This is a genomic window from Pantoea sp. FN0305 (genome assembly GCF_050113845.1).
Classification (GTDB): Bacteria; Pseudomonadota; Gammaproteobacteria; order Enterobacterales; family Enterobacteriaceae; genus Mixta; species Mixta alhagi.
The window spans coordinates 543,419-566,504 of the sequence record NZ_JBNJSN010000001.1 but is presented as its reverse complement, the minus strand read 5'-3'; the positions used below and the strand labels follow the sequence as shown (position 1 = coordinate 566,504).

The window sequence follows — 23,086 nt, the reverse complement described above, 5'->3', positions numbered from 1 at the left end:
TGTGTGTCGCCGCAAAAAAAAGTTCATGAATAAACGTCAATTCACGACCAATCTGCTCTAACTATTGCTGTTCCGTCATGAGATGTTTGCCCCTCGTTTTATGCATAAATGTCCCCGCTGCGAAAGCCACTCTGTCAACGCCCGGTAAAAACAGAGGCGGCCCGCTGTCCTGCAGTTCGACCATTAATGGTCAGCTTACTGACCGTATCGGTATTAATTCGTCCTGTAATGCCGGCATTAAGGCCTGAATCAGGTTTTATGATGGCATCAGTTATTCTGTCGTATTTATTTAGCATTAGTCTTAAAACAACAGAAATTTATACATTACTCTTGACGGGCATATTTGAACCCAACAGCCAGAGTTTAAGCACGCTACCGCCCCTGGCTTTCAGCTACCAATGCTGTTAAATCAGAAACAGTGCTATTTGAGGCGCAGGGATCGGTTAGCTCTTATAAGCTACATTAAGCCAAAGGGATTACTCATTTATCTGAGCGCAGCAAAAGAGCCGCATCAATTATCTCGGTCCGATCACATAAGTTATGGCTAGATTTTTATACTATTGACTGGTTGTGACAAGCACAGGAAAGCAGATCCATAGCACTTTCAGAATAAGACTAAAGAATATAAAAAATAATGGTTAATTTTCAGTAAGTTACCCCGACAGCGCCTTTCTTTTTTTTCCAGATAATTCCGGCTTGATAATAACTTTTATTACATAATGCAACCAGATGGCGTTTATTTCTGCAGCAGATGTTAATAATTACCTCTCTCTGCCCCCGTAAAATCCCAATAAGCTTGAGTGCTAATATATGCCTATCAGGCGCACATTAAGGCTTGCGCTTTTTTTGTTTAGGATTTATCTCAGGTAATATTGCGTTTTCATTATTCAGATTCCATCATCTCTCAGCAAAATAAACAATAAAAGGTGAAACAGGGTATGGAATGGATCGCAGATCCATCAATCTGGGCCGGACTGGTTACATTAATTGTGCTTGAACTGGTGCTGGGTATCGATAATTTGATCTTTATTGCCATCCTGGCGGAAAAGCTGCCTGCCGCGCAGCGCGATCGCGCCCGCGTTACCGGGCTGCTGTTGGCGTTGCTTATGCGCATGGCGCTACTGACCTCGATCGCATGGTTAACCGGGCTTACGCGCCCGCTGTTGACGCTATTCAGTCACACTTTTAGCACCCGCGATGTGATTATGCTGATCGGCGGATTATTCCTGCTGTTTAAGGCCACTATGGAGCTCAATGAGCGACTGGAGGGACGCGACAGTGATGAGAATCCACAGAAGCATGGCGCGCGCTTCTGGCCGGTGGTGGCGCAGATTGTCGTGCTGGATGCCGTTTTCTCACTGGATGCGGTTATCACTGCCGTTGGGATGGTGGATCACCTGCCAGTGATGATGGCTGCGGTGGCTATCGCCATCTGCCTGATGATCCTTGCCAGCAAACCGTTAACCCGCTTTGTTAACGGCCACCCAACCATTGTGATTCTTTGCCTGAGCTTCTTGCTGATGATTGGCTTTAGCCTGATTGCTGAAGGGTTTGGCTTCCATATTCCCAAAGGCTATCTCTATGCCGCTATTGGCTTCTCTATCTTAATTGAATGTCTTAATCAGCTGTCGCAGTTCAATCGCCGTCGCTTTCTTTCATCGACCATACCGCTGCGCAAACGCACCGCCGAAGCGGTACTGCATCTGCTGCGCGGTCAGCACGCCGAAGCGGAGCTGGATGCGGAGACCGCTTCGCTGGTGGGAGAGGCCGATGAGCACGCGGTCTTTAATAAACAGGAACGCCAGATGGTCGTGCGGGTTATGAGCATGGCGCAACGCAGCGTCAGCAGTATTATGACCTCGCGTCACGATATCGAACATATTGACCTGAGTAATAGCCCGCAAAAGATAATGGCGCAGCTGGACCGTAATCAGCATACCAGGATCTTAATTACCGAAAACGGCAGCGAGCCGCTGGGAGTGGTGCATATTATCGATCTTCTGCATCAGTCGCTGCATCATAACTCTCTCGACTTGCGCGCTTTGATTCGTCAGCCGCTAATTTTCCCGGAACAGCTTACGCTGCTGCTGGCGCTGGAGCAGTTCCGTAGCGCGCGCACCCATTTCGCCTTTGTGGTGGATGAGTTTGGTTCGGTGGAGGGCGTGGTGACCCTGAGCGACATCATGGAAACCATTGCCGGTAATTTACCAAATGAAAGCGACGAGCTGGACGCGCGCTATGATATTCGTCAGAAAGAGGATGGCAGCTGGATAGCCAATGGCCATATGCCGCTGGAAGATCTGGAGATGTATATCGACCTGCCGCTAAACGAAAAGCGCGATTATCACACCATTGCCGGTCTGCTGATGGATCAGCTGCAGCATATTCCTCAGGCGGGCGAAGAGCTGCAGATCGGCGACTGGCTTATTCGCACTTTAGAAGTGGAAAGCCATCGCGTGCATAAGGTGCAGATTATTCCGTTTGCTCAGCGCGAGTCGGATACCGAGGCGTAAACAGCCATAACGCGTTACCGCTGAGGAGAGCGCCAGGCGCAGGATATCAGGCGATTCCTGCGCCAGAGCGATTATTGCGGCGCTTTTTCGGGCGTCACATTTTTCTGATTACGCTGTGACCACTCATCCAGGCGCGATTTGATTTGACTCTCAAGCTTCTGACGCAGCAGCTGATCCACTTTCAGGTTGTATTGCAGATTATCCCAGCCGCCGTAGATATGCAGCGGAACCGCCGTCTGTTGCAGTGTGGCGATAAGGTCATTATCCCCTTTCCAGCCACTGGTAACCTGCACGCCAAAATGAATATCGCACTGACGACGCAGCATATCTATCTCACCCGCGCCGCCCAGACGGAAGCCGGAAGCCCCGCCCTGTAGGTTTTTAAGCGTAATAAGGCCATCTTTTAAGGTTGCCTGTGCCTGCAGCTTATCAAGGCGGGTTTCGTTACTGTTGCCCGTTTCATCTCCGCTGCTGACCCGATCGCTGTTACGGGCCACGGCCCGCTGGACCAGTTGCTGAAAATTCATGCCGATAATGCGAGCTGAATCCAGTGCTACTTCGGCTTCGCCGCGCCAGCGCCGATGAAAATCAACAACGCTCAGTCCCTCTCCACTCATGTTACCGGTTAATGTCAGCTGGCCATCCAGCGTTGGCGGCAGAGCAAACGCCTGCAGCAACGGCGCTAATGCAATATTCTGCAGCGCCGGACGCAGCGCCACCGCAACCGACTGCTGATGCAGATTTAAGGTGCCCGGTAACGAGAAAGTGCCCTCGCCTACCCGTCCGCTCAGCGTATTAAGCGCTATGTTACCCTGATGATTTTGCGCATCCAGCGCTACCTGCTGCATATCCATGCCATGCCAGCGCAACGTATCGACCTGAAGCTTCAGCGCTGCATTCAGACTGTTCAGGGGATGATCGTAACGGGTGGGTTCGGCGATCACCGGCGCGCGGCTAAAGGCGGTGGCGACAGACATGCCAGGCGAAGCGCTGGTTGGCGAATTCAGGCCGGAAAGCGCATCCAGATCGAGATGCGGCGAGCGCATATCAATCGTGACCGCCGGCGCGTTGCCAAGCTTGCCGCTGATAGCGCCGTTCAGCTGGCTGTCACCCAATGTCAGCGCCACGTTTTGCAATGAAAAACGCTGGCTGTCATTCAGCCACTCCGCCTGCAGGCTGCCTTTGCCCTGCAATCCCGTTGCAGGCAGACCCGGTCCCTGTAGCTGCCAGCTCAGCGACTTCACCGTACCACTTACGCGCTGCGGATAATTGGCCACATTCATCTCGCCATCCAGCGACAGCTGCAGCTCACGCTGATCGCGGCTAACCCGCGTCGCCAGTGACAGCCTCGCCTCACGGCGGCTGTCCTGCGTCAGAGAGAGATTAAGATCGCGAAAGTTAATCTCTTCTCCCTGCGGCTGACGCCAGATTAACAGGCTGTCAGCCACTTCAAGATGACTGATATCGAAAGTCCAGCCTTTTACCGGTTCCGGCGGCGTTGAGTCCGTCGGCCCTACCGGCGCATCGGCTGGCTGTTGAGCTTCGCTCTCCGGCGTCAGGCGGATCACTGCGTTCTTCAGCATGACCTGCTTAACGCTGAGCTGATGCGACAGTAAAGGAAAGAGATGGACATCAAGCCGCATGTTTTCAGCCATCACCATCGGCTGCTGTGCGCCAGGGGCGGTAACCGACATACGTCCGGCAAGGATGCTAAGCTGCGGCCAGACATGCCAGCGCAAATCGCCCTCCAGGCGCAGTTGATAGCCGCTACGCTGTTCAACCTGCTGCACCATATAGTTGCGAAAATCGTTGGGGTTAACCAACAGTACCAGCGCTGTCATGCCCGCTACAATCACGACGAATAAAATAGCCAGCGTGGTAATTAATCGTCTCATCCCATCCCCTGTTCAGGCAGTTAGTCTTTATCGATCCGACTGGCGTCCGCGCCCTGCTGCCCTTTGTATTTAGCATCTTCACGACGGTTATATGGGCGGGCGGCGGGACCAGACAAAGGTTCAAAGCTTAGCGCACCGATCAGCATACCGGGACGCAAGGCCAACGGCAGCTTACCTGAATTATAGAACTCCAGTACGATACGGCCCTGCCAGCCGGGATCGATGCGGTGCGCGGTCACATGCACCATTAAACCCAGACGCGCCAGCGATGAACGACCATCAAGCCAGCCGACCAAATCGTCAGGCAGCGTGACCGATTCCAGGGTCACGGCCAGCGCCAGCTCGCCCGGATGCAGATAAAACGCCTCACCCTCCGGCAGCACAATCTCATCGCTCATCACGCGATCCAGTGCCGCGCTGACCTCATGTTTAGGGCCGCTTAAGTCGATATAGGCTGCAGTATGCCCACGAAAAGTACGAAACTGATTGCCCAACCGCACGTCCACGGTTGCGCCGTTGATGCGCTCTACTGGCGGGCGCGGCGTAATCGCCAGCTTGCCGTTATCAAGCCAGGCTTCAATATCGCGATCGCATAATCTCATCGCCGTTTACTCCTTTTTCTTCGGGCTGACGCGCTTACTCAAAGAATTGATTGATTTTCGCTTTCAGAATATCGATGGCAATGCGGTTTTTACCCCCGCGCGGCACGATGATATCGGCGTACTGCTTGGAGGGTTCAATAAACTGCAGGAACATCGGACGCACGGTTTTTTGATACTGCGCCATTACCGAATCCATTGAGCGGCCGCGTTCGTTCACGTCGCGCTTCATACGACGCATCAGGCAGATATCCAGCGGGGTATCGACAAAAATGGAGAAGTTCATCTCTTCGCGCAGGCGGGCATCGGTTAACAGCAGGATCCCTTCGAGAATAATGACCTTTTTCGGTTTGAGATGAATGGTTTCCTGCGTGCGGGTATGTTCAACGTAGCTGTAAACCGGCAATTCAATATGCTGGCCCGCTTTCAGGGCCTGAAGATGATGCAGCAGCAAATCATGATCCATCGCGCTGGGATGGTCATAGTTCGTTTTAATCCGCTCTTCCATAGTGAGGTGGCTTTGGTCTTTGTAATAACTGTCTTCAGGAATCACGCCGATATGCTCATCGCCGACCTGTTCGCGGATTTCACGATACAGCGTGCTGGCAATTAAACTTTTTCCTGATGCGGATGCGCCTGCGATACCTACAATGACGCATTGATGGGACTTGTCAGTCATAAAATTAAAGACCTGATAACTGTGTGACGTGGCACCAGGCGATGTCGAAACATCATCCTTAGCGTTCAGTCAGATATTGAGAGGATTAACTGGCGGCAATTATAGGGAGATCGCCGGTTTGATGCCAGAAAAAAGCAGCTTGCACGTCGCCGGGCGATGAAGCGCTGCACGGAATGCCCGCTTTTCAGACTTTCTCCTTTGGCGCGCCCCCATTTCACCGATAAACTGCTACGCGCGATCCAGCTCTCACTTTTCGTGGCAGCGTAGCGACGCCCCTTCTCGCCAGTTGGCGAGAAGCATACTCATAACAGAAAGGTTGGCTATGTCCTGGAGAACGATTACCTATTTTGGCGACAGCATGTTGCTGATCCCCACAGCAATTCTTATCGCGCTGATCCTGCCCTGGAAAAGCAGCGATCGGCGCACGGTCTGGTTTTGGCTGTTGGCCTTTGGGCTAGCGGGACTGATCGTCAGCGTGTCGAAAATCCTGTTTATGGGGTTCGGCATCGGTAGCGCCCGCTTTAACTTCACCGGCTTTAGCGGACACAGCGCGATGTCAGCCACTCTCTGGCCGGTTATGCTCTGGCTGCTGTCAGGTCGGCTGCCCGCATTCTGGCGCGGCGTGGCGGTGACAATTGGCTATATGGTGCCGCTATTGGTGGGCGCTTCACGCCTGGTGCTGCTCGCGCATTCGAAAAGCGAAGTCGCCAGCGGTTTGCTGATCGGCTTTACGCTCAGCACGCTATTCCTGATCAATCAGCGCAATACGCAGCTGAAAGGCTTCTCCCTGCCGCAGGTCAGCGCCGCGCTGCTGCTGCCGCTGGTGCTTATTGGTCACGGACGCATCGCCCCTACGCAAAACTTTCTTGCACACCTCTCTGCTGATCTTGCCGGGCTGGAAAAGCCCTGGACACGCGCGGATCTGCTAAAACAGCGGCAGCCAGGCTATCAATCGTTTGAATAAACTGGCTATTTCAGCGGTTGCCATCGGGTTGGTTTTAACATCCTGTGCTAGCATCACCAAAGTGATATAACGCCTGCTCGCGCTTTTGCGGGCAGGCTCGCCGGACCCGTGAATGACAACCCATACTATTTCGCCCGCGCACAGCACGTTATCTTCTTTCAGGCCCGCTCTGCTGCTGGGCCTGATCTGCTTTATCGCCTCGCTGTTTTGCCTGACGCTGAGGGTGCTCGATAATGCTATTTCGCCCATCTGGTATGCTTCGGCGCTGATGACGGCGGTGGTTTTTCGCAGCCGTGGCCGCCAGCAGGCACTGCTGTTGCTGGCCTGCCTGGCCGGTACGCTGGGCGCGCATATTATGGTTTTGGGGCCGCACTGGCCGCTGTTCTCTTTTGCCTTTATCAATCTGCTGCAAAGCCTGCTGGGCGGCTACCTGCTGCGCCTGTTGATCAAGCCTGAATCCGCGCTCGATTCGCTGATGAGCTGGTTGAAGATAGTGGTTACGGCGGGGATGCTGGTGCCGTTAGCCAGCGGGCTTGTCGCGCTCTGGTGGTCCCACTTTTCTGGCGGCACGCCTACCCTGCGCTTTTTTACTGTCTGGGTATTATCAGAAGTTATCGGCATGCTGGCGCTCGGCCCAATCTGTCTGCTGTGGCAGCCGCGCTACCTGCGTCTGCAGGTGCAGCAGGACGTACTGTTGGCAACGCTGATCGCCCTGGCCGCTTCATTGCTTATGAGCTTTCTGGCGCTGCGCTTTTTACCCTGGCCCTTTACTTTTGTCATGGTGATTCTGTTTTGGGTTGCGGTACGTCTGCCGCGCCTCGCCGCATTTTTAGTTTTTTTCGCCAACGTCTCGCTGATATCGCTGATGCTGGTGCTGGGTTTGGTCAGCATGCCGGCGTTCAATTCTTCATTTATGATCACCGCGCCCTGGCTGCCGCTTCTGCTGATTTTGATCCCCAGTCACATGATGACGATGGTGATGCACGCCTTCCGCGAAGAGAAAAAACATATCCGCGCCAGCGAAGAGACGAACCGACGGCTAATGGAGCGCATTACGCTGGCTAATGAAGCGGGCGGCATCGGCGTCTGGGAATGGGATGTCATGCGCAATGAAATGAGCTGGGACCGACGCATGTATACTATTTATGAGCTGGAGCCAACCTTGCGTCCTACCTATGCGTTTTGGCTCAGCCGCCTGCTACCGGAAGATCGTCCCCTCGCGCAAGAGGCGGTACGGCGCGCGCTGGAGGATGACATCCCTTTCAGCATGGAGTGCCGGATTACTACCCGCAACGGCCTGCGCTCTATCCGCACGCAGGCGGAGAGCCAGCGCAACGCCGAGGGAAAAATTGCGCGGCTGCTGGGCATTAACCAGGACATTACCGAACTGCGCCTGCTGACCGAAGCGCTGTACCGTGAAAAAGAGCAGATGTTGATTACGCTGGACGCCATCGGCGAAGCGGTAATCAGCACCGATGAAGAGATGCGCGTGACGTTTATGAACCCGGTCGCCGAACAGATGAGCGGCTGGACGCAGGAGCAGGCGGCAGGAAAATCGCTGGGTGATATTTTGCGCATTACCCACGGCGCGCGCGGCCCGGAAGTAGAGGATATTCTGTGCTGTAACCTTCCCGGCACCATGAACGATCCCGATCGCGATCTGGTGTTGCATAACGCTTCCGGCGAACATTTCGCTATTCAGTACAGCCTGACGCCGCTGAAAACAGTGACGGGAAAAAACATCGGCAGCGTTATGGTGATGCAGGATGTAAGCGAATCGCGTGAAATGCTGAAACGTCTGCATTACAGCGCTTCACACGATACGCTAACGCGGCTACCTAATCGGGCCAGTTTTGACCACCAGCTTAAACGGCTGCTGCTCTCCGCCAGCGAAAGGCAACAACAGCACGTTCTGGTGTTTATCGATCTCGATCGTTTTAAAGCGGTCAATGACAGCGCCGGGCATGCGGCAGGTGACGCGCTGCTCACTGAGCTGGCCGAATTAATGACGCACCGGCTGCGTAGCAACGATTTTCTGGCTCGTCTTGGCGGCGATGAGTTCGGCCTGTTGATAGCCGACTGTGGAATAAGCGCGGCCCGTCAGGTGGCGCAGGATATTGTCAACGCCATTAATGACTACCGCTTTTTATGGGAAAGCAAGCTCTACCGCATTGGTGCCAGCGCCGGACTAACATTGATTAATGGGGATAACTGTCAGAGCAGCGAGGTGCTGGCGCAGGCGGATTTGGCCTGTTACAACGCCAAGCACAACGGACGCGGTCAACTGACCGTGTATGAAACCCGGCCCCAGCCAGCGACGCCGGTTACGCTTACATTTAAAGAGCAGGCCACACCTCCTGATAAGCCGCTACGCTGGCAGGCCTGGTCGGTATCGGCCCCTGGCAAGACACAAACCGCCAGTTTTCATCTTTTGCAACCCCGACTCACCAACGCACAGGGGCATGAAGCCGATATCACTGACTATCGCGCCGCGTTACCAAATGACACGCGGCGTCTGGCGTTGGATCACGCGCTGATTGAGAGTTTTTTCTCTCTTTACGCGCCGGGCATCGCCCGGAAAGGGTTACAAATCGTGTTGCCGCTGACAGTCGAAGGCTTGATGAACGTGGCATGGCAGAAGACGCTTTTCAGCCACCTTGACGCCAGTCCGCTGCATGGTGATGCGTTAATTATGAGTCTGGAAACCTGCGCGCTGTTACAGCATAGCGAGGCGTTGCGTCCTGTCCTGCAGCATCTGCGTCAGCAGGGTTGCCGTATCCTGCTGCGTGATTTTGGCCGCAACCTGGATCTCTTTAAGCAGATCGCTCATGAACAGATCGATTTTATACAGCTGTCTCCCGACCTTACTGCCAACGTACATTTTAATCTGATGGACGAGATGCTGGTTTCTATTATTCACGGACAGGCGCAGCGGCTGAACATCGCTACCGTTGCCGGGCCAGTGGACCTGGCGATGGCGTTGTCAACGTTGAATAGTATCGGCATTAATGGCGTTTGGGGCGATGCGCTCAGCAGCAGCGTGCCGTTAAACACGCTGCTGGAAAACAGCTTTTTCGCCATTAAATAGCCAGCCGATGAGCACAGGGCAATTTGCAACGTGTGAAACATTTGCCAGTGCCGATCGGCTCGGGTAAAGTCACCCCCTTTTTTTCTTAAGGGGGATCTTTATGTTTATCGGTTTTGATTACGGAACGGCTAACTGTTCCGTGGCCGTGGTAGAAAATGGCGCGCCGCGGCTGCTTAAACTGGAAAAGGATTCTCCTTATCTGCCCTCAATGCTGTGCGGGCCGACGCGCGAAGCGATCAGCGAATGGCTCTTTCGCCATCATCAGGTGCCGACGCCGGAAGCGGAAAATCAGGCGCTGCTGCGGCGCGCCATCGCCTTTAACCGCGATGAAGATATTGAAGTAACCCCCGGCAGCATCCACTTTGGTCTTGATGCGCTGTCGCAGTATATGACCGACTCTGAAGAGGTCTGGTTTGTTAAATCGCCCAAATCCTTTCTCGGTGCCAACGGCTTGAAGCCGCAGCAGATCGCCCTGTTTGAAGATCTGGTGTGCGCCATGATGCTGCATATTCGCCAAACCGCAGAACAGCAGCTGAGCGGATCCATCGATCAGGCGGTGATTGGTCGACCGGTTAACTTTCAGGGATTAGGCGGCGACGAGGCGAACCGTCAGGCTCAGGGCATTCTGGCGCGAGCTGCCAGCCGCGCCGGTTTCCGTGATGTGATCTTTCAGTTTGAACCGGTAGCGGCGGGGCTCGATTTTGAAGCCACGCTGCAGGAAGAAAAGCGGGTGCTGGTGGTGGATATCGGCGGGGGCACCACCGACTGCAGTATGCTGCTGATGGGTCCGCAATGGCACAATCGCGCCGATCGCACCAGCAGCCTGTTAGGGCACAGCGGCTGCCGCGTTGGTGGTAACGATCTGGATATTGCGCTGGCTTATAAAGAGCTGATGCCGCTGCTGGGGCTGGGCGGAGAAACGCAAAAAGGCACCGCCCTGCCCGCCCTGCCCTGGTGGAACGCGGTGGCGATCAACGACGTTCCGGCGCAAAGCGACTTTTATTCAGCCGCCTGCCGCAAACTGTTACAGGATCTGATACTCGATGCGCGTCAGCCGGAAAAGGTGCAGCGCCTGCTGAAAGTCTGGCAGCAGCGCCTTAGCTATCGCCTGGTGCGGGCGGCGGAAGAGAGCAAAATCGCCCTTTCCGACCGGGCTGAAACCAGCGCAGCGCTGGCGTTTATCGAAGCCGGATTACGCACGGATATCGCCAGCAAAGGGCTGGAAGCGGCCATCGCCGCGCCGCTGGATCGTATCCAGGAGCAGGTCAGGCTGGCGCTGGAAACCAGCGGCACCACGCCAGATATGATCTACCTGACCGGCGGCAGCGCCCGCTCGCCGCTGTTGCGTCAGGCGCTGCAGCAGCAGCTGCCTGCCATTCCGCTGGCCTCCGGCGATGATTTCGGCTCGGTCACCGCCGGGCTGGCTCGCTGGGCGCAAATTATGTTTGCCTGACGATGCTTTAAAACAATTAACGCGGTTTCCTGGCGCGCGCATGTTAGCATTTCAGCCCCGTAATTAAAGTATGGATACATTTATCGTGAGCCTGTGGAATCTCAGTTTTCAACAGTATCTCGCTTTTGCTCTGCTGCTGATGCTGCTTTATCGCTATACCGGAGCGATGGTTTGTCTGGCAGTGATGGTTACAGGCGCTTCGCTCTGGCGCGTCTGTTACGGCGAAGCCTTACCGGCGTTACTGCTGCTGTTGCTTATCGGTAGCGCATTGGGCGTGCTGATTTTTTACGCGGAGCGATATCGCTCAATGCGCAAAGCCAACCGCTTTTTTGTTCAGTAATAGGCTAATGGCCAGGCAGCCGCATAAAAAAAGCGCCCGCAGGCGCATTTTTATCAGGCTGGCTTAATAGCGGCTGGCCTGCGTGATCTTTTCCACTTCATCCAGATTCAGCCGTAGCTGGGCTGCTTTCACCAGCTCATTTAACTGCTCCAGCGACGTGGCGCTAACGATGGGAGCAGTGATCCCCGGACGGACAATCTGCCACGCCAGCGCTACCTGCGTTGGGGTAATGCCGCGCGCCTGAGATACCTCGTCCAGCGCCTGCAAAATACGCAGCCCACGCTCGTTAAGGTATTTCTCTACCACGCCCTGCCCGCGCTTGCTCTTGCTGGCATCCTCCGGACGACGATATTTGCCGCTCAGAAAGCCGCTGGCCAGCGAATAGTAATTGATCACACCGATGTCATTTTCAGTGGCAACCTGCTCCAGACCGCTTTCATATTCCTGGCGATCGTAGAGGTTATACTCCGGTTGCAGGGTCTCATAACGCGCCAGGCCATTTTCTTCGCTGATCTTCAGCGCCTGTGTGAGACGATCCGCTGAATAGTTAGAGGCGCCGATCGCACGCACTTTACCTTCCCGGATCAGATCGTCGAACGCTTTTAACGTCTCCTCCAGTGGGGTTTGATCGTCATCGCGATGCGCCTGATAAAGATCGATATAGTCGGTTTGCAGACGACGCAGCGAATCTTCCACCGCCTGCCGAATATAGTTGGCTGACAGTCCGGTTTTCTCCGGCGACAGCTCCATGCCCACTTTGGTAGCCAGCACAATTTTGTCGCGTTTGCCGCTTTTTTTCAGCCAGTTGCCAATGATGGTTTCCGATTCTCCCCCCTGGTTGCCCGGTGCCCAGCGTGAATAAACATCAGCGGTATCAATGAACCACAGCCCTTTTTCCACCAGCGCATCCAGCAGTGAGAAAGAGGTATCCTGGTCCACGGTCCAGCCAAAAACGTTGCCGCCAAAGGTAAGCGTAGGAACTTCAATGCCACTGCGCCCAAGCTGACGGGTTTCAATTTGGTTCATCATTGTTCTCCTGAATTAATGTATTGCCAACCTGTTGATGAGCGTAGCAAACATCTGTGCTTCTGTATCAGTTTCTGATGCCCTGCTCTGATTTGTCTCATCTGATGAGATTGCGGATACTTACGTCAGCCTTACGGCTGCCTTACAGATATTCTTATTTCCTTCATTTTTTTATCCTGTTTGGTAACTACACTGGTTAACTTTGCGGGAATAGCCTGACTGTCCCGCCTGGAACTATTGATTACACTGCCGGAGAGCAATAAACAGCAATGAATGCCTCACGCTCTATATCTAAAAAAATTCTGTTATTGATCCTTGTCGCGCTGGTCGCCGTTGCCGGTTATTTTTTATGGCCTAAAGGTGATGGCGGAAGCACCACAAACGCCTCCCAACAGCAGCCGCGCGGCAAAAACGGCAGGCGTAACATGCCGCTGGCGCCGGTACAGGCCGCCACCGCGCAGACGCAAAGCGTACCGCAATACTTTTCTGGTCTGGGCACCGTCACCGCCGCCAATACGGTGACGGTGCGCAGCCGCGTTGACGGCCAGCTGATGGCGATTCATTTTCAGGAAGGGCAACAGGTCGAGGCGGGTCAGCTGCTGGCGGAGATCGATCCACGTCCTTATCAGGTGGCGCTGGCACAGGCGCAGGGACAGCTGGCGCGTGATAAGGCAACGCTGGCTAACGCCCAGCGCGATCTGGTGCGCTATCAAAAACTGGCGAAGAGCAGCCTGGTCTCTCAGCAGGAGCTGGATACCCAGCGGTCGCTGGTCAGTGAAACCCAGGGTACTATCAAGGCGGACGAAGGCAGCGTCGCCAGCGCCGAGCTTAATCTCACCTACAGCCGCATTACCGCGCCGATTGCCGGTCGCGTCGGCCTGAAGCAGGTCGATGTCGGCAACTATATCACCAGCGGTGACAGCACCGGGCTGGTGGTGCTGACGCAAACGCACCCGATCGATGTGCTGTTCAGCCTGCCGGAAAATAACATTCAGCCAATTTTACAGGCGCAGAAAGCGGGCCAGCCGCTGATTGTAGAGGCCTGGGATCGCAGTAACAGCACCATGCTGACGCAGGGCGAGCTGCTTAGTCTGGATAACCAGATTGACACCACCACCGGTACCATCAAGCTGAAGGCCCGTTTCAGCAACGAGGATGACCGTCTGTTTCCCAATCAGTTTGTGAATGCGCGCCTGAAGGTCAATACGCTGCATGACGCAGTGGTAATTCCCGTTGCCGCGTTGCAGATGGGCAGCGAAGGCAATTTCGTCTGGGTCATCAACAGCGAGAACCAGGTGAGTAAGAAAAGCGTCAAGCCAGGGCTACAGGATAGCGAAAAAGTGGTTATCAGCGCCGGGCTGGATGCTGGCGAACGGGTGGTCACCGACGGGCTGGATCGCCTGACGGAAGGGGCAAAAGTAGAGGTGGTAGCGCCGCAAACAACGCCGCTGGCCAGCGATAAAGCCACTCAGCCCGCGCGCGCAAAAGGAGATCGCGCCTGATGCAGGTTTTACCTCCTAATGCCACCGGCGGCCCATCGCGCCACTTTATTCTGCGACCGGTCGCCACCACGCTGTTAATGGTCGCTATTCTGCTGGCCGGTATTCTGGGCTATCGCTTTTTGCCGGTTTCCGCGCTCCCGGAAGTGGATTACCCCACCATTCAGGTGGTCACGCTTTATCCTGGCGCCAGCCCCGATGTGGTCACCTCCGCCATTACCGCGCCGCTGGAGCGTCAGTTCGGACAGATGTCCGGGCTGCAGCAGATGTCGTCGCAGAGTTCCGGTGGTGCTTCGGTTGTGACTTTACAGTTTCAGCTTACGCTGCCGCTGGATGTCGCTGAGCAGGAAGTGCAGGCGGCAATTAACTCCGCCACCAACCTGCTGCCGGATGATTTACCCAATCCGCCGGTTTACAGCAAGGTCAACCCCGCCGATCCGCCGATTATGACACTGGCGGTGACCACCACCAGCATGCCGATGACGCAGGTGCAGGATATGGTGGAAACCCGTATCGCCCAGAAAATTTCCCAGGTTAGCGGCGTGGGGCTGGTTACGCTGTCGGGCGGGCAGCGTCCGGCAGTGCGTGTAAAAATGAATGCGCAGGCGCTGGCGGCACTCGGTCTTGACAGCGAAACGGTACGTACCGCTATCGCCAACGCCAACGTTAACTCAGCGAAAGGCAGCCTTGACGGACCGGAGCGCTCAATTACCCTGTCGGCCAACGACCAGATGCAGTCGGCGGAAGATTATCGTCAGCTGATTATCACCTACAGCAATAACGCGCCGGTGCGGCTGGGCGATGTCGCTACCGTTGAACAGGGTGCAGAAAATAGCTGGCTCGGCGCATGGGCCAACCGGCAGCAGGCGATTGTGCTTAACGTTCAGCGCCAGCCGGGAGCGAATATCATCGCGACCGCCGACAATATTCGTAGCCTGCTGCCTGAACTGACCGCCTCGCTGCCGAAATCGGTCGAAGTAAAATTACTTTCCGACCGTACCACCAATATTCGTGCCTCGGTGCATGATGTGCAGCTGGAGCTGCTGCTGGCGCTGGCGCTGGTGGTGATGATTATTTACCTGTTTCTGCGCAACGTCCCCGCCACCATTATTCCTGCGGTAGCGGTGCCGCTATCATTGATCGGCACCTTTGCGGTGCTCTGGCTGCTCGGCTTCTCAGTGAATAATCTGACGCTGATGGCGCTCACTATCGCCACTGGTTTTGTGGTGGACGATGCGATAGTGGTGATCGAGAACATATCCCGCTATATCGAGCAGGGGGAAAAGCCACTGGCCGCCACGCTGAAAGGGGCTGGTGAGATTGGCTTTACCATTATCTCCCTCACCTTCTCACTGATTGCTGTGCTGATCCCGCTGCTGTTTATGGGCGATATCGTCGGACGTCTGTTCCGCGAGTTTGCCGTTACGCTGGCGGTGGCAATATTGATTTCCGCTATTGTCTCGCTGACGCTCACGCCGATGATGTGTGCACGTATGCTAAATGCGGAATCGCTGCGCCGTCAGAACCGCTTCTCCCGCGCCAGCGAAGCGATGTTCGAGCGTATTATCGCCGTTTATGGTCGCTTGCTGACCCGCGTGTTAAACCATCCGTGGCTCACGCTGGGCGTGGCGTTGGGTACGCTGGTCCTGACGCTGCTGCTGTGGATGTTCATACCCAAAGGCTTCTTCCCGCTACAGGATAACGGCATTATTCAGGGTACGCTGCAGGCACCGCAAAGCGTCTCTTACAGCAGCATGGCGCAGCGCACGCGCGATGTCGCCTCGATTATTGAGCGCGATCCGGCGGTGCAGAGTGTCACCTCATTCGTCGGCGTTGATGGCACCAATCCGGCACTGAACAGCGCACGCGTCCAGATTAACCTGAAGCCGCTGGATGAGCGTGACGATCGTATTCCGGCGGTGATTGAGCGTCTGCAAAGCGCGGTAGCGCGCGTGCCGGGCGTCACGCTGTGGCTGCAGCCGGTGCAGGATTTAACTATCGATACCCAGCTGAGCCGCACGCAGTATCAGTTTACGCTGCAAACCGGCTCGCTGGCGTCGTTAAGCCAGTGGGTGCCGCAGCTGTTGGCGCGCCTGCGTACGCTGCCGCAGCTGAAGGATGTCAGCAGCGACTGGCAGGATCAGGGACTGGAGGCGTATGTTAAAGTCGACCGCGACAGCGCCAGCCGCCTCGGCATCAGCATGAGCGATATTGATAACGCGCTGTATAACGCGTTCGGCCAGCGGCTGATTTCCACCATTTACACCCAGGCCAATCAGTATCGTGTGGTGCTGGAGCAGGATACGCAAAACGCGCCTGGCCTGCAGGCGCTGGAGGCTATCCGCATCGCTACCAGCGACGGCGGCACGGTGCCGCTCAGCACCATTGCCCGGGTTGAGCAGCAGCATGGCGCGCTGACGATTAACCACCTCGATCAGTTCCCGTCAACCACCTTCTCGTTCAACCTCAACAGCGGTTATTCGCTGGGCGAAGCGGTGCAGGCGATTAGCGCGGCGGAAAAAGATCTGGCGATGCCGTCGGAAATCATGACCCGCTTTCAGGGCAGCACGCTGGCGTTTCAGGCGGCGCTGGGCAGCACGGTATGGCTGATTGTGGCCGCCATTGTGGCGATGTATATCGTGCTTGGCGTACTGTATGAGAGCTTTATCCATCCTATCACCATCCTCTCTACCCTGCCCACCGCCGGTGTAGGCGCGCTGCTGGCGCTGCTGTTGAGCGGTCACGAGCTGGATATTATTGCCATCATCGGCATTATTCTGCTGATTGGTATCGTGAAGAAAAACGCCATCATGATGATCGATTTCGCCCTTGCCGCCGAGCGCGAACAGGGTAAAACGCCCTATGACGCCATCTATCAGGCCTGTTTGTTGCGCTTTCGTCCCATCCTGATGACCACGCTGGCGGCGCTGCTGGGCGCGTTGCCGCTGATGCTGAGCACCGGCGTCGGCGCTGAACTGCGTCGTCCGCTCGGCATTGCCATGGTCGGCGGGCTGATCCTCAGCCAGGTGTTGACGCTGTTTACCACGCCGGTGATTTACCTGCTGTTCGATCGCCTGGCGCACTACACGCGTCGCCGTTTGCAGCGCGGGGAGGCGCAGTCGTGAAGTTTTTTGCGCTGTTTATCTACCGCCCGGTCGCCACCACGCTGTTAACGCTGGCGATTGCACTGGTCGGCATACTTGGCTTTCGCCTGCTGCCGGTGTCGCCGCTGCCGCAGGTCGATTTCCCGGTGATTATGATTAGCGCTTCGCTGCCGGGCGCGTCGCCGGAAACCATGGCGTCATCGGTAGCGACGCCGCTGGAGCGTTCGCTGGGGCGTATCGCCGGCGTCAGTGAAATGACCTCCACCAGTTCGCTGGGCAGTACGCGCATCATTATGGTGTTTGACTACGATCGCGATATTAACGGCGCGGCGCGTGATGTGCAGGCGGCGATCAACGCCGCGCAAAGCCTGTTGCCCAGCGGGATGCCCGCCCGTCCCAGCTGGCGCAAGGCGAACCCGTCCGATGCGCCGATCATGATTATGACGCTGACCTCCGATGACTGGACGCCTGGTCAGATGTATGACTACGCCTCGACGCAGCTGGCGCAAAAGCTGGCGCAGATTGAAGGGGTTGGCGACGTGGCCGTTGGCGGCAGCTCGCTGCCAGCGGTGCGGGTGCAGCTGAATCCACAGGCGTTGTTTAATCAGGGCGTTTCGCTGGATGCGGTGCGTCAGGCGATCGCCAACGCCAACGTGCGCCGTCCGCAGGGGGCAGTGGAAAACCCTGGAGAGCGCTGGCAGCTCAGAACCAATGATGAGCTGAAAACCGCAGCGGAATATCAGCCGCTGGTGGTGCATTACAACAATGGCGCAGCGGTGCGCCTGGCGGATGTCGCCACGGTTACCGACTCGGTGCAGGATGTGCGCAACGCCGGGATGACCAACGCTAAACCGGCGGTGCTGTTGGTGATCCGCAAAACCGCTGACGCCAACGTGATCCAGACCGTTGACCGCATTCGCGCCGAGCTGCCGGAGCTGCATGAAATTATTCCCGCCGCCATTAATCTGGCGGTGGCACAGGATCGCTCACCGACCATTCGCGCCTCGCTGGAAGAGGTAGAACAATCGCTGGTGATTGCCGTGGCGCTGGTGATTCTGGTGGTGTTTCTGTTCCTGCGCTCAGGTCGCGCGACCCTGATTCCGGCAGTGGCGGTGCCGGTCTCGCTGATTGGCACCTTTGCCGCTATGTACCTGTGCGGATTCAGTCTCAACAACCTGTCGCTGATGGCGCTCACCATTGCCACCGGTTTTGTAGTGGATGACGCTATCGTGGTGCTGGAGAATATTTCCCGCCATATCGAAGCGGGGATGAAACCCTTGCAGGCGGCGCTGCAGGGCGTACGCGAAGTGGGCTTTACCGTGCTGTCGATGAGCATCTCGTTGGTGGCGGTATTTATTCCGCTACTGCTGATGGGCGGGCTGGTGGGACGGCTGTTCCGCGAATTTGCCGTCACCCTGTCGGTAGCGATTATGATCTCGCTGGTGATTTCTATCACCCTGACGCCGATGATGTGCGCCTGGCTGTTGAAGGCGAAACGGGCTGGCAGCCAGCCACGCACCCGAGGTTTTAACCGCCTGCTGCTGGGCCTGCAACGCGGCTATGGCCGCTCACTGCACTGGGTGCTGGAGCGGGCGCGCTGGACGTTGCTGCTGCTGCTGGCCACCATCGGTCTGACGGTATATCTCTATATCACCATTCCAAAAACCTTTTTCCCTGAACAGGACACTGGCCGCCTGATGGGCTTTATCTCTGCCGATCAGAGTATCTCTTTCCAGGCAATGCGCGGCAAGCTGGCGGACTTTATGCAGATCATTCGTCAGGATCCGGCGGTGGATAACGTAACCGGTTTTACCGGCGGTTCGCGCACCAACAGCGGCTCGATGTTTATCTCACTGAAGCCGCTCTCCGAGCGTACTGAAAGCGCCCAACAGGTGATTGCCCGGCTACGCGTCAAGCTGGCGAAGGAGCCGGGTGCCAGCCTGTTTCTGATGCCGGTGCAGGATATTCGCGTTGGCGGACGAGAGGCCAACGCCAGCTATCAATACACGCTGCTGTCAGATAATTTAAGCGACCTGCGCAACTGGGAGCCGAAAATTCGTGCGGCGTTCAGCAAGCTGCCGGAGCTGGCGGACGTGAGTTCCGACCAGCAGGACAAAGGCGCAGAAATGGCGCTGACTTACGATCGGCAAAGCATGGCGCGGCTGGGCATTGATGTTTCCGACGCTAACGCCCTGCTGAACAACGCTTTTGGGCAGCGCCAGATCTCCACCATTTATAAGCCGCTTAATCAGTACAAAGTGGTCATGGAAGTGGATCCGCGCTATACCCAGGATATCAGTGCGCTGGATCAGATGTTTTTGATCAACAGCGACGGCAAGCCCATTCCGCTGTCGTGGTTTGCCCGCTGGCAGCCCGCCAATGCGCCGCTCTCGGTGAATCATCAGGGACTGTCGGCAGCGTCTACCATCGCCTTTAACCTGCCGGAAGGCGTTTCGCTGTCGCAGGCGTCAGAGGCGATTGAGCGCACCATTACCGCGCTGGGCGTGCCTTCCAGCGTGCGCGGCAGCTTTGCCGGTACCGCACAGGTGTTTAAAGAGACGCAGAACAGCCAGCTGTGGCTGATCCTTGCGGCGATCGCTACCGTCTATATTGTGCTGGGCATCCTGTATGAGAGCTATGTGCATCCGCTGACCATTCTCTCTACGCTGCCCTCGGCGGGCGTTGGCGCGCTGCTGGCGCTGGAGCTTTTCGGCGCGCCCTTTAGCCTGATTGCGCTGATCGGCATTATGCTGCTGATTGGCATCGTAAAGAAGAATGCCATCATGATGGTGGACTTTGCGCTGGAGGCGCAGCGCAACAGCAGCATGAGCGCACGCGAAGCAATCTTCCAGGCGTCACTGCTGCGCTTTCGTCCGATAGTGATGACCACGCTGGCCGCCCTGCTGGGCGCGCTGCCGCTGGTACTGACCAGCGGCGACGGCGCGGAGCTGCGTCAGCCGCTCGGCATTACCATTGTTGGCGGGCTGGTAATGAGCCAGCTGTTAACGCTCTATACCACGCCGGTGGTTTATCTCTATATGGACAAGCTGCGGCGACAGAAAAAACCGCTGGCGGTCGCCGGTTAACCGGCCGCCAGGCTTAAGACATAACCGGGGCGAACTATGAAGAATGCACAATCTGCATCGGTACGCTGGCAGCTGTGGATCGTTGCCATTGGCTTTTTTATGCAGACGCTGGATACCACCATTGTGAATACCGCCCTGCCCACAATGGCGCGCGATTTAGGGGTCGATCCGCTCCAGATGCATTCGGTGGTGGTTTCCTATGTGCTGACGGTGGCGGTAACGCTGCCGCTCAGCGGCTGGCTGGCGGACCGCTTTGGCGTGCGCAACATCTTTTTTGCTGCCATCGTGCTGTTTAGCCTCGGTTCGCTGTTTTGTGCGCTGGCGGGAACCCTGAATCAGCTGGTACTGGCCCGCGTGCTACAGGGCTTCGGCGGCGCGATGCTGGTGCCGGTGGGCCGCCTGACGGTAATGAAAATCGTGCCGCGTGAGCAATATATGGCGGCCATGACCTTTGTCACGCTGCCGGGGCAGATTGGCCCGCTGGTTGGCCCGGCGCTGGGCGGCGTGCTGGTGGAGTATGCCAGCTGGCACTGGATTTTCCTGATTAACCTGCCGGTGGGGATTCTGGGGGCGCTGGCGACCATTATGCTGATGCCTAACTATTCTATGCAGACGCGCCGCTTCGACTTTTCCGGTTTTCTGCTGCTGGCGGCGGGCATGGCGACATTGACGCTGGCGCTGGACGGGCAACACGGATCCGGCAATTCGCCGCTGGCGCTGGGGCTGTTGATTCTGGCGGGCGTCTTCTCGCTGCTGTTCTATCTGATGCATGCGCGGGCCAATGATAACGCACTGTTCAGCCTGAAGCTGTTCAACAACCGCACCTACTCAATCGGCCTGCTGGGCAGCCTGACCGGACGTATCGGCAGTGGGATGTTGCCATTTCTTACCCCGCTGTTTTTACAGCTTGGCATGGGCTACAGTCCGTTTCATGCAGGTCTGATGATGATCCCGATGGTGCTGGGCAATATGGGCATGAAGCGCATCGTGGTGCAGATCGTTAACCGCTTTGGCTACCGTAATGTACTGGTAGGCTCCACCCTGGCGCTGGCGGGCGTGGTATTGCTGTTTCCGCTGGTGGCGCTGATGGGCTGGGTCTGGGCGCTGCCGATCGTGCTGTTTTTCCAGGGGATGGTAAACGCTATTCGCTTCTCCTCAATGAATACGCTGACGTTAAAAGAGCTGCCGGATAATCTCGCCTCCAGCGGCAACAGCCTGCTGTCGATGATTATGCAGCTGGCGATGAGTATTGGCGTCACCATTGCTGGCCTGCTGTTGGGCGCTTTTGGTCATCACGCCGCTATCGACAGCGAAATGGCCCATGAAACCTTTATCTATACCTGGATTTGCGTGGCGCTGGTGATCGCGCTGCCAGCGCTGGTTTTCTGGCGCGTACCAAAAGCATCAAGTAAGAATGCGGCGCTGGGCCGCGGGAGATCGTCGCGCTAATGGGTAAATTGCGTTTTGGCATCAGCGCGAAGCTGTTTTGCGCTATTTTTTCTACCTGCATGCTGGTGCTGATCACCATGCACTGGGGCGTCCGCCTGAGTTTTGAGCACGGCTTTATCGATTACATCAAGCGCGGCAATGAACAGCGGCTGACGCTGCTGAGCGAGGCGCTGGCAGATCAGTATCAGCAGCACGGCAACTGGGATTTTTTGCGCAACAATAACCGGCTGGTGTTTTCTATTCTGCGCTCGCTGGAGCAGAATCCAGATACCAGTAATCATCTGCCGCCGCATGGCTGGCGCACCCAGTTCTGGATTATCGACCAGCGCTATCATGTGCTGATCGGCCCGCGCTCACCGGTGCCGCAGGAGGGGATCCGCCGCGCCATTAATACCGACAGCGGGCATGTTGTCGGCTGGGTAATCGGATCGCCGCCGGAGCGCCTGACGCGCAGCGCCGATATTAATTTCGATCAGCAGCAGCGGCGAACCAGCTGGCTGATTGTCGGACTGTCAACGCTGCTGGCGGCGGCGGTGACCTGGCTGATGTCGCGTGGGCTGCTGGCTCCGGTCAGGCGGCTGGTTGCTGGCACCCACCAGCTGGCAGCAGGTCATTTTACCAGTCGGGTGGCGGTAAGCAGTCAGGATGAGCTGGGGCGACTGGCGCAGGATTTTAACCGTCTTGCCAGCTCTCTGGAAAAAAACGAAAGCATGCGGCGCGCCTTTATGGCAGATATTTCCCACGAGCTGCGTACGCCGCTGGCGATCCTGCGCGGCGAGCTGGAGGCGATGCAGGATGGCGTGCGTAAACTGACGCCTGAAGCGGTCACTTCGCTGCTGATGGAGGTCGCCACGCTCACCAAGCTGGTCGACGATCTCCATCAGCTGTCACTGTCGGATGAAGGCGCCCTCGCCTATCGCAAAAGCCCAACCGACCTGACGGCGCTGCTGGAGCTGGTCGCCGGTAACTTCTATGCCCGCTACGCCAGTCATGCTTTAAGGCTGCAACTGTCGCTGGTGGAGCAGGCACCCTTTTTTGGCGACCCCGATCGGCTGATCCAGCTGTTTACCAATCTGCTGGAAAACAGCCTGCGTTACACCGATGCGGGAGGAACGGTAAAAATGACGCTGCAAAGCACAACGGATCGCTGGCAGCTGCTGATTGATGATTCCGCGCCGGGCGTTGCTGACGCGCAACGGGAACAAATATTTGAGCGTTTTTACCGCACCGAAGGCTCCCGCAATCGCGCCAGCGGCGGCTCAGGGCTGGGTCTGGCGATCTGCCGCAATATTGTCGAAGCGCATGGCGGTACGATGTCGGCGGATCACTCTGATTTAGGTGGACTGCAAATCAGGGTAGAATTGCCGCACGATAAATCCTGAATAGCCAGC

The 23,086-nt window shown here is 56.5% G+C and carries 14 protein-coding genes; 10 read left to right on the top strand and 4 right to left on the bottom strand.

The window, feature by feature from the left end; genetic code table 11:
• Positions 1-938 precede the first annotated feature (938 nt).
• Entirely contained in the window at positions 939-2,513 is a 1,575-nt protein-coding gene (locus ACQE3Y_RS02560) for a TerC family protein (protein WP_426980788.1), read from the top strand.
• A gap of 71 nt (positions 2,514-2,584) precedes the next feature.
• Here the strand turns inward: ACQE3Y_RS02560 and asmA are convergent, their stop codons facing one another.
• Genes asmA through udk form a run of 3 tightly spaced genes read right to left on the bottom strand, consistent with a single transcriptional unit; the run spans position 2,585 to position 5,686 of the window.
• Complete coding sequence (gene asmA / locus ACQE3Y_RS02555; RefSeq protein WP_426980787.1) at positions 2,585-4,408, bottom strand: outer membrane assembly protein AsmA; 1,824 nt, start codon at positions 4,406-4,408, stop codon at positions 2,585-2,587.
• A 20-nt stretch (positions 4,409-4,428) separates the two neighbouring features.
• Complete coding sequence (gene dcd, locus ACQE3Y_RS02550) at positions 4,429-5,010, bottom strand: dCTP deaminase (RefSeq protein WP_426972021.1); 582 nt, start codon at positions 5,008-5,010, stop codon at positions 4,429-4,431.
• 34 nt (positions 5,011-5,044) lie between these two features.
• Entirely contained in the window at positions 5,045-5,686 is a 642-nt protein-coding gene (udk, locus tag ACQE3Y_RS02545; RefSeq protein ID WP_249891531.1) for a uridine kinase, read from the bottom strand.
• A gap of 322 nt (positions 5,687-6,008) precedes the next feature.
• Between udk and ACQE3Y_RS02540 the strand changes: the two genes are divergently transcribed.
• The 4 genes from ACQE3Y_RS02540 to ACQE3Y_RS02525 all read left to right on the top strand — a co-directional run bounded on the left by ACQE3Y_RS02540 (position 6,009) and on the right by ACQE3Y_RS02525 (position 11,531).
• Entirely contained in the window at positions 6,009-6,650 is a 642-nt protein-coding gene (locus ACQE3Y_RS02540; protein ID WP_085071169.1) for a phosphatase PAP2 family protein, read from the top strand.
• A 112-nt stretch (positions 6,651-6,762) separates the two neighbouring features.
• Complete coding sequence (locus ACQE3Y_RS02535) at positions 6,763-9,738, top strand: diguanylate cyclase domain-containing protein (protein ID WP_426980786.1); 2,976 nt, start codon at positions 6,763-6,765, stop codon at positions 9,736-9,738.
• Positions 9,739-9,838: 100 nt separating this feature from the next.
• A complete protein-coding gene (gene yegD, locus ACQE3Y_RS02530; protein ID WP_426980785.1) occupies positions 9,839-11,191 on the top strand; it encodes a molecular chaperone in 1,353 nt (450 codons plus the stop codon).
• A 70-nt stretch (positions 11,192-11,261) separates the two neighbouring features.
• Positions 11,262-11,531, top strand: a complete 270-nt coding sequence (locus ACQE3Y_RS02525) for a hypothetical protein (protein WP_426972018.1) — start codon at positions 11,262-11,264, stop codon at positions 11,529-11,531.
• 63 nt (positions 11,532-11,594) lie between these two features.
• On the opposite strand, the gene ACQE3Y_RS02520 is transcribed toward ACQE3Y_RS02525, so the two are convergent.
• Entirely contained in the window at positions 11,595-12,557 is a 963-nt protein-coding gene (locus tag ACQE3Y_RS02520; protein WP_250652745.1) for an aldo/keto reductase, read from the bottom strand.
• A 269-nt stretch (positions 12,558-12,826) separates the two neighbouring features.
• Here ACQE3Y_RS02520 and ACQE3Y_RS02515 point away from each other — a divergent pair, with 269 nt between their 5' ends.
• Genes ACQE3Y_RS02515 through baeS form a run of 5 tightly spaced genes read left to right on the top strand, consistent with a single transcriptional unit; the run spans position 12,827 to position 23,077 of the window.
• Complete coding sequence (locus ACQE3Y_RS02515) at positions 12,827-14,059, top strand: MdtA/MuxA family multidrug efflux RND transporter periplasmic adaptor subunit (RefSeq protein ID WP_426972017.1); 1,233 nt, start codon at positions 12,827-12,829, stop codon at positions 14,057-14,059.
• On the top strand, positions 14,059-17,181 hold the full coding sequence (locus tag ACQE3Y_RS02510; protein ID WP_426972015.1) for an MdtB/MuxB family multidrug efflux RND transporter permease subunit: 3,123 nt from the start codon (positions 14,059-14,061) through the stop codon (positions 17,179-17,181). The genes ACQE3Y_RS02515 and ACQE3Y_RS02510 overlap by 1 nt, the downstream gene beginning before the upstream one ends.
• Entirely contained in the window at positions 17,178-20,246 is a 3,069-nt protein-coding gene (mdtC, locus tag ACQE3Y_RS02505) for a multidrug efflux RND transporter permease subunit MdtC (protein WP_426980784.1), read from the top strand. Before ACQE3Y_RS02510 ends, mdtC begins: the two co-directional genes overlap by 4 nt.
• Positions 20,247-20,282: 36 nt before the next feature.
• A complete protein-coding gene (gene mdtD, locus ACQE3Y_RS02500) occupies positions 20,283-21,695 on the top strand; it encodes a multidrug transporter subunit MdtD (RefSeq protein WP_426972013.1) in 1,413 nt (470 codons plus the stop codon).
• Positions 21,695-23,077 (top strand): two-component system sensor histidine kinase BaeS, encoded by a 1,383-nt coding sequence (gene baeS / locus ACQE3Y_RS02495; protein ID WP_426980783.1) that lies wholly within the window; start codon positions 21,695-21,697, stop codon positions 23,075-23,077. The genes mdtD and baeS overlap by 1 nt, the downstream gene beginning before the upstream one ends.
• Positions 23,078-23,086 lie beyond the last annotated feature (9 nt).

Coding starts and splice junctions, on each gene's coding strand:
- dcd (WP_426972021.1), bottom strand. CDS start 5,010: ATGAGATTATGCGATCGCGATATTGAAGCCTGGCTTGATAACGGCAAG.
- ACQE3Y_RS02560 (WP_426980788.1), top strand. CDS start 939: ATGGAATGGATCGCAGATCCATCAATCTGGGCCGGACTGGTTACATTA.
- udk (WP_249891531.1), bottom strand. CDS start 5,686: ATGACTGACAAGTCCCATCAATGCGTCATTGTAGGTATCGCAGGCGCA.
- ACQE3Y_RS02515 (WP_426972017.1), top strand. CDS start 12,827: ATGAATGCCTCACGCTCTATATCTAAAAAAATTCTGTTATTGATCCTT.
- ACQE3Y_RS02520 (WP_250652745.1), bottom strand. CDS start 12,557: ATGAACCAAATTGAAACCCGTCAGCTTGGGCGCAGTGGCATTGAAGTT.
- mdtD (WP_426972013.1), top strand. CDS start 20,283: ATGAAGAATGCACAATCTGCATCGGTACGCTGGCAGCTGTGGATCGTT.
- ACQE3Y_RS02540 (WP_085071169.1), top strand. CDS start 6,009: ATGTCCTGGAGAACGATTACCTATTTTGGCGACAGCATGTTGCTGATC.
- yegD (WP_426980785.1), top strand. CDS start 9,839: ATGTTTATCGGTTTTGATTACGGAACGGCTAACTGTTCCGTGGCCGTG.
- ACQE3Y_RS02510 (WP_426972015.1), top strand. CDS start 14,059: ATGCAGGTTTTACCTCCTAATGCCACCGGCGGCCCATCGCGCCACTTT.
- ACQE3Y_RS02535 (WP_426980786.1), top strand. CDS start 6,763: ATGACAACCCATACTATTTCGCCCGCGCACAGCACGTTATCTTCTTTC.
- baeS (WP_426980783.1), top strand. CDS start 21,695: ATGGGTAAATTGCGTTTTGGCATCAGCGCGAAGCTGTTTTGCGCTATT.
- asmA (WP_426980787.1), bottom strand. CDS start 4,408: ATGAGACGATTAATTACCACGCTGGCTATTTTATTCGTCGTGATTGTA.
- ACQE3Y_RS02525 (WP_426972018.1), top strand. CDS start 11,262: ATGGATACATTTATCGTGAGCCTGTGGAATCTCAGTTTTCAACAGTAT.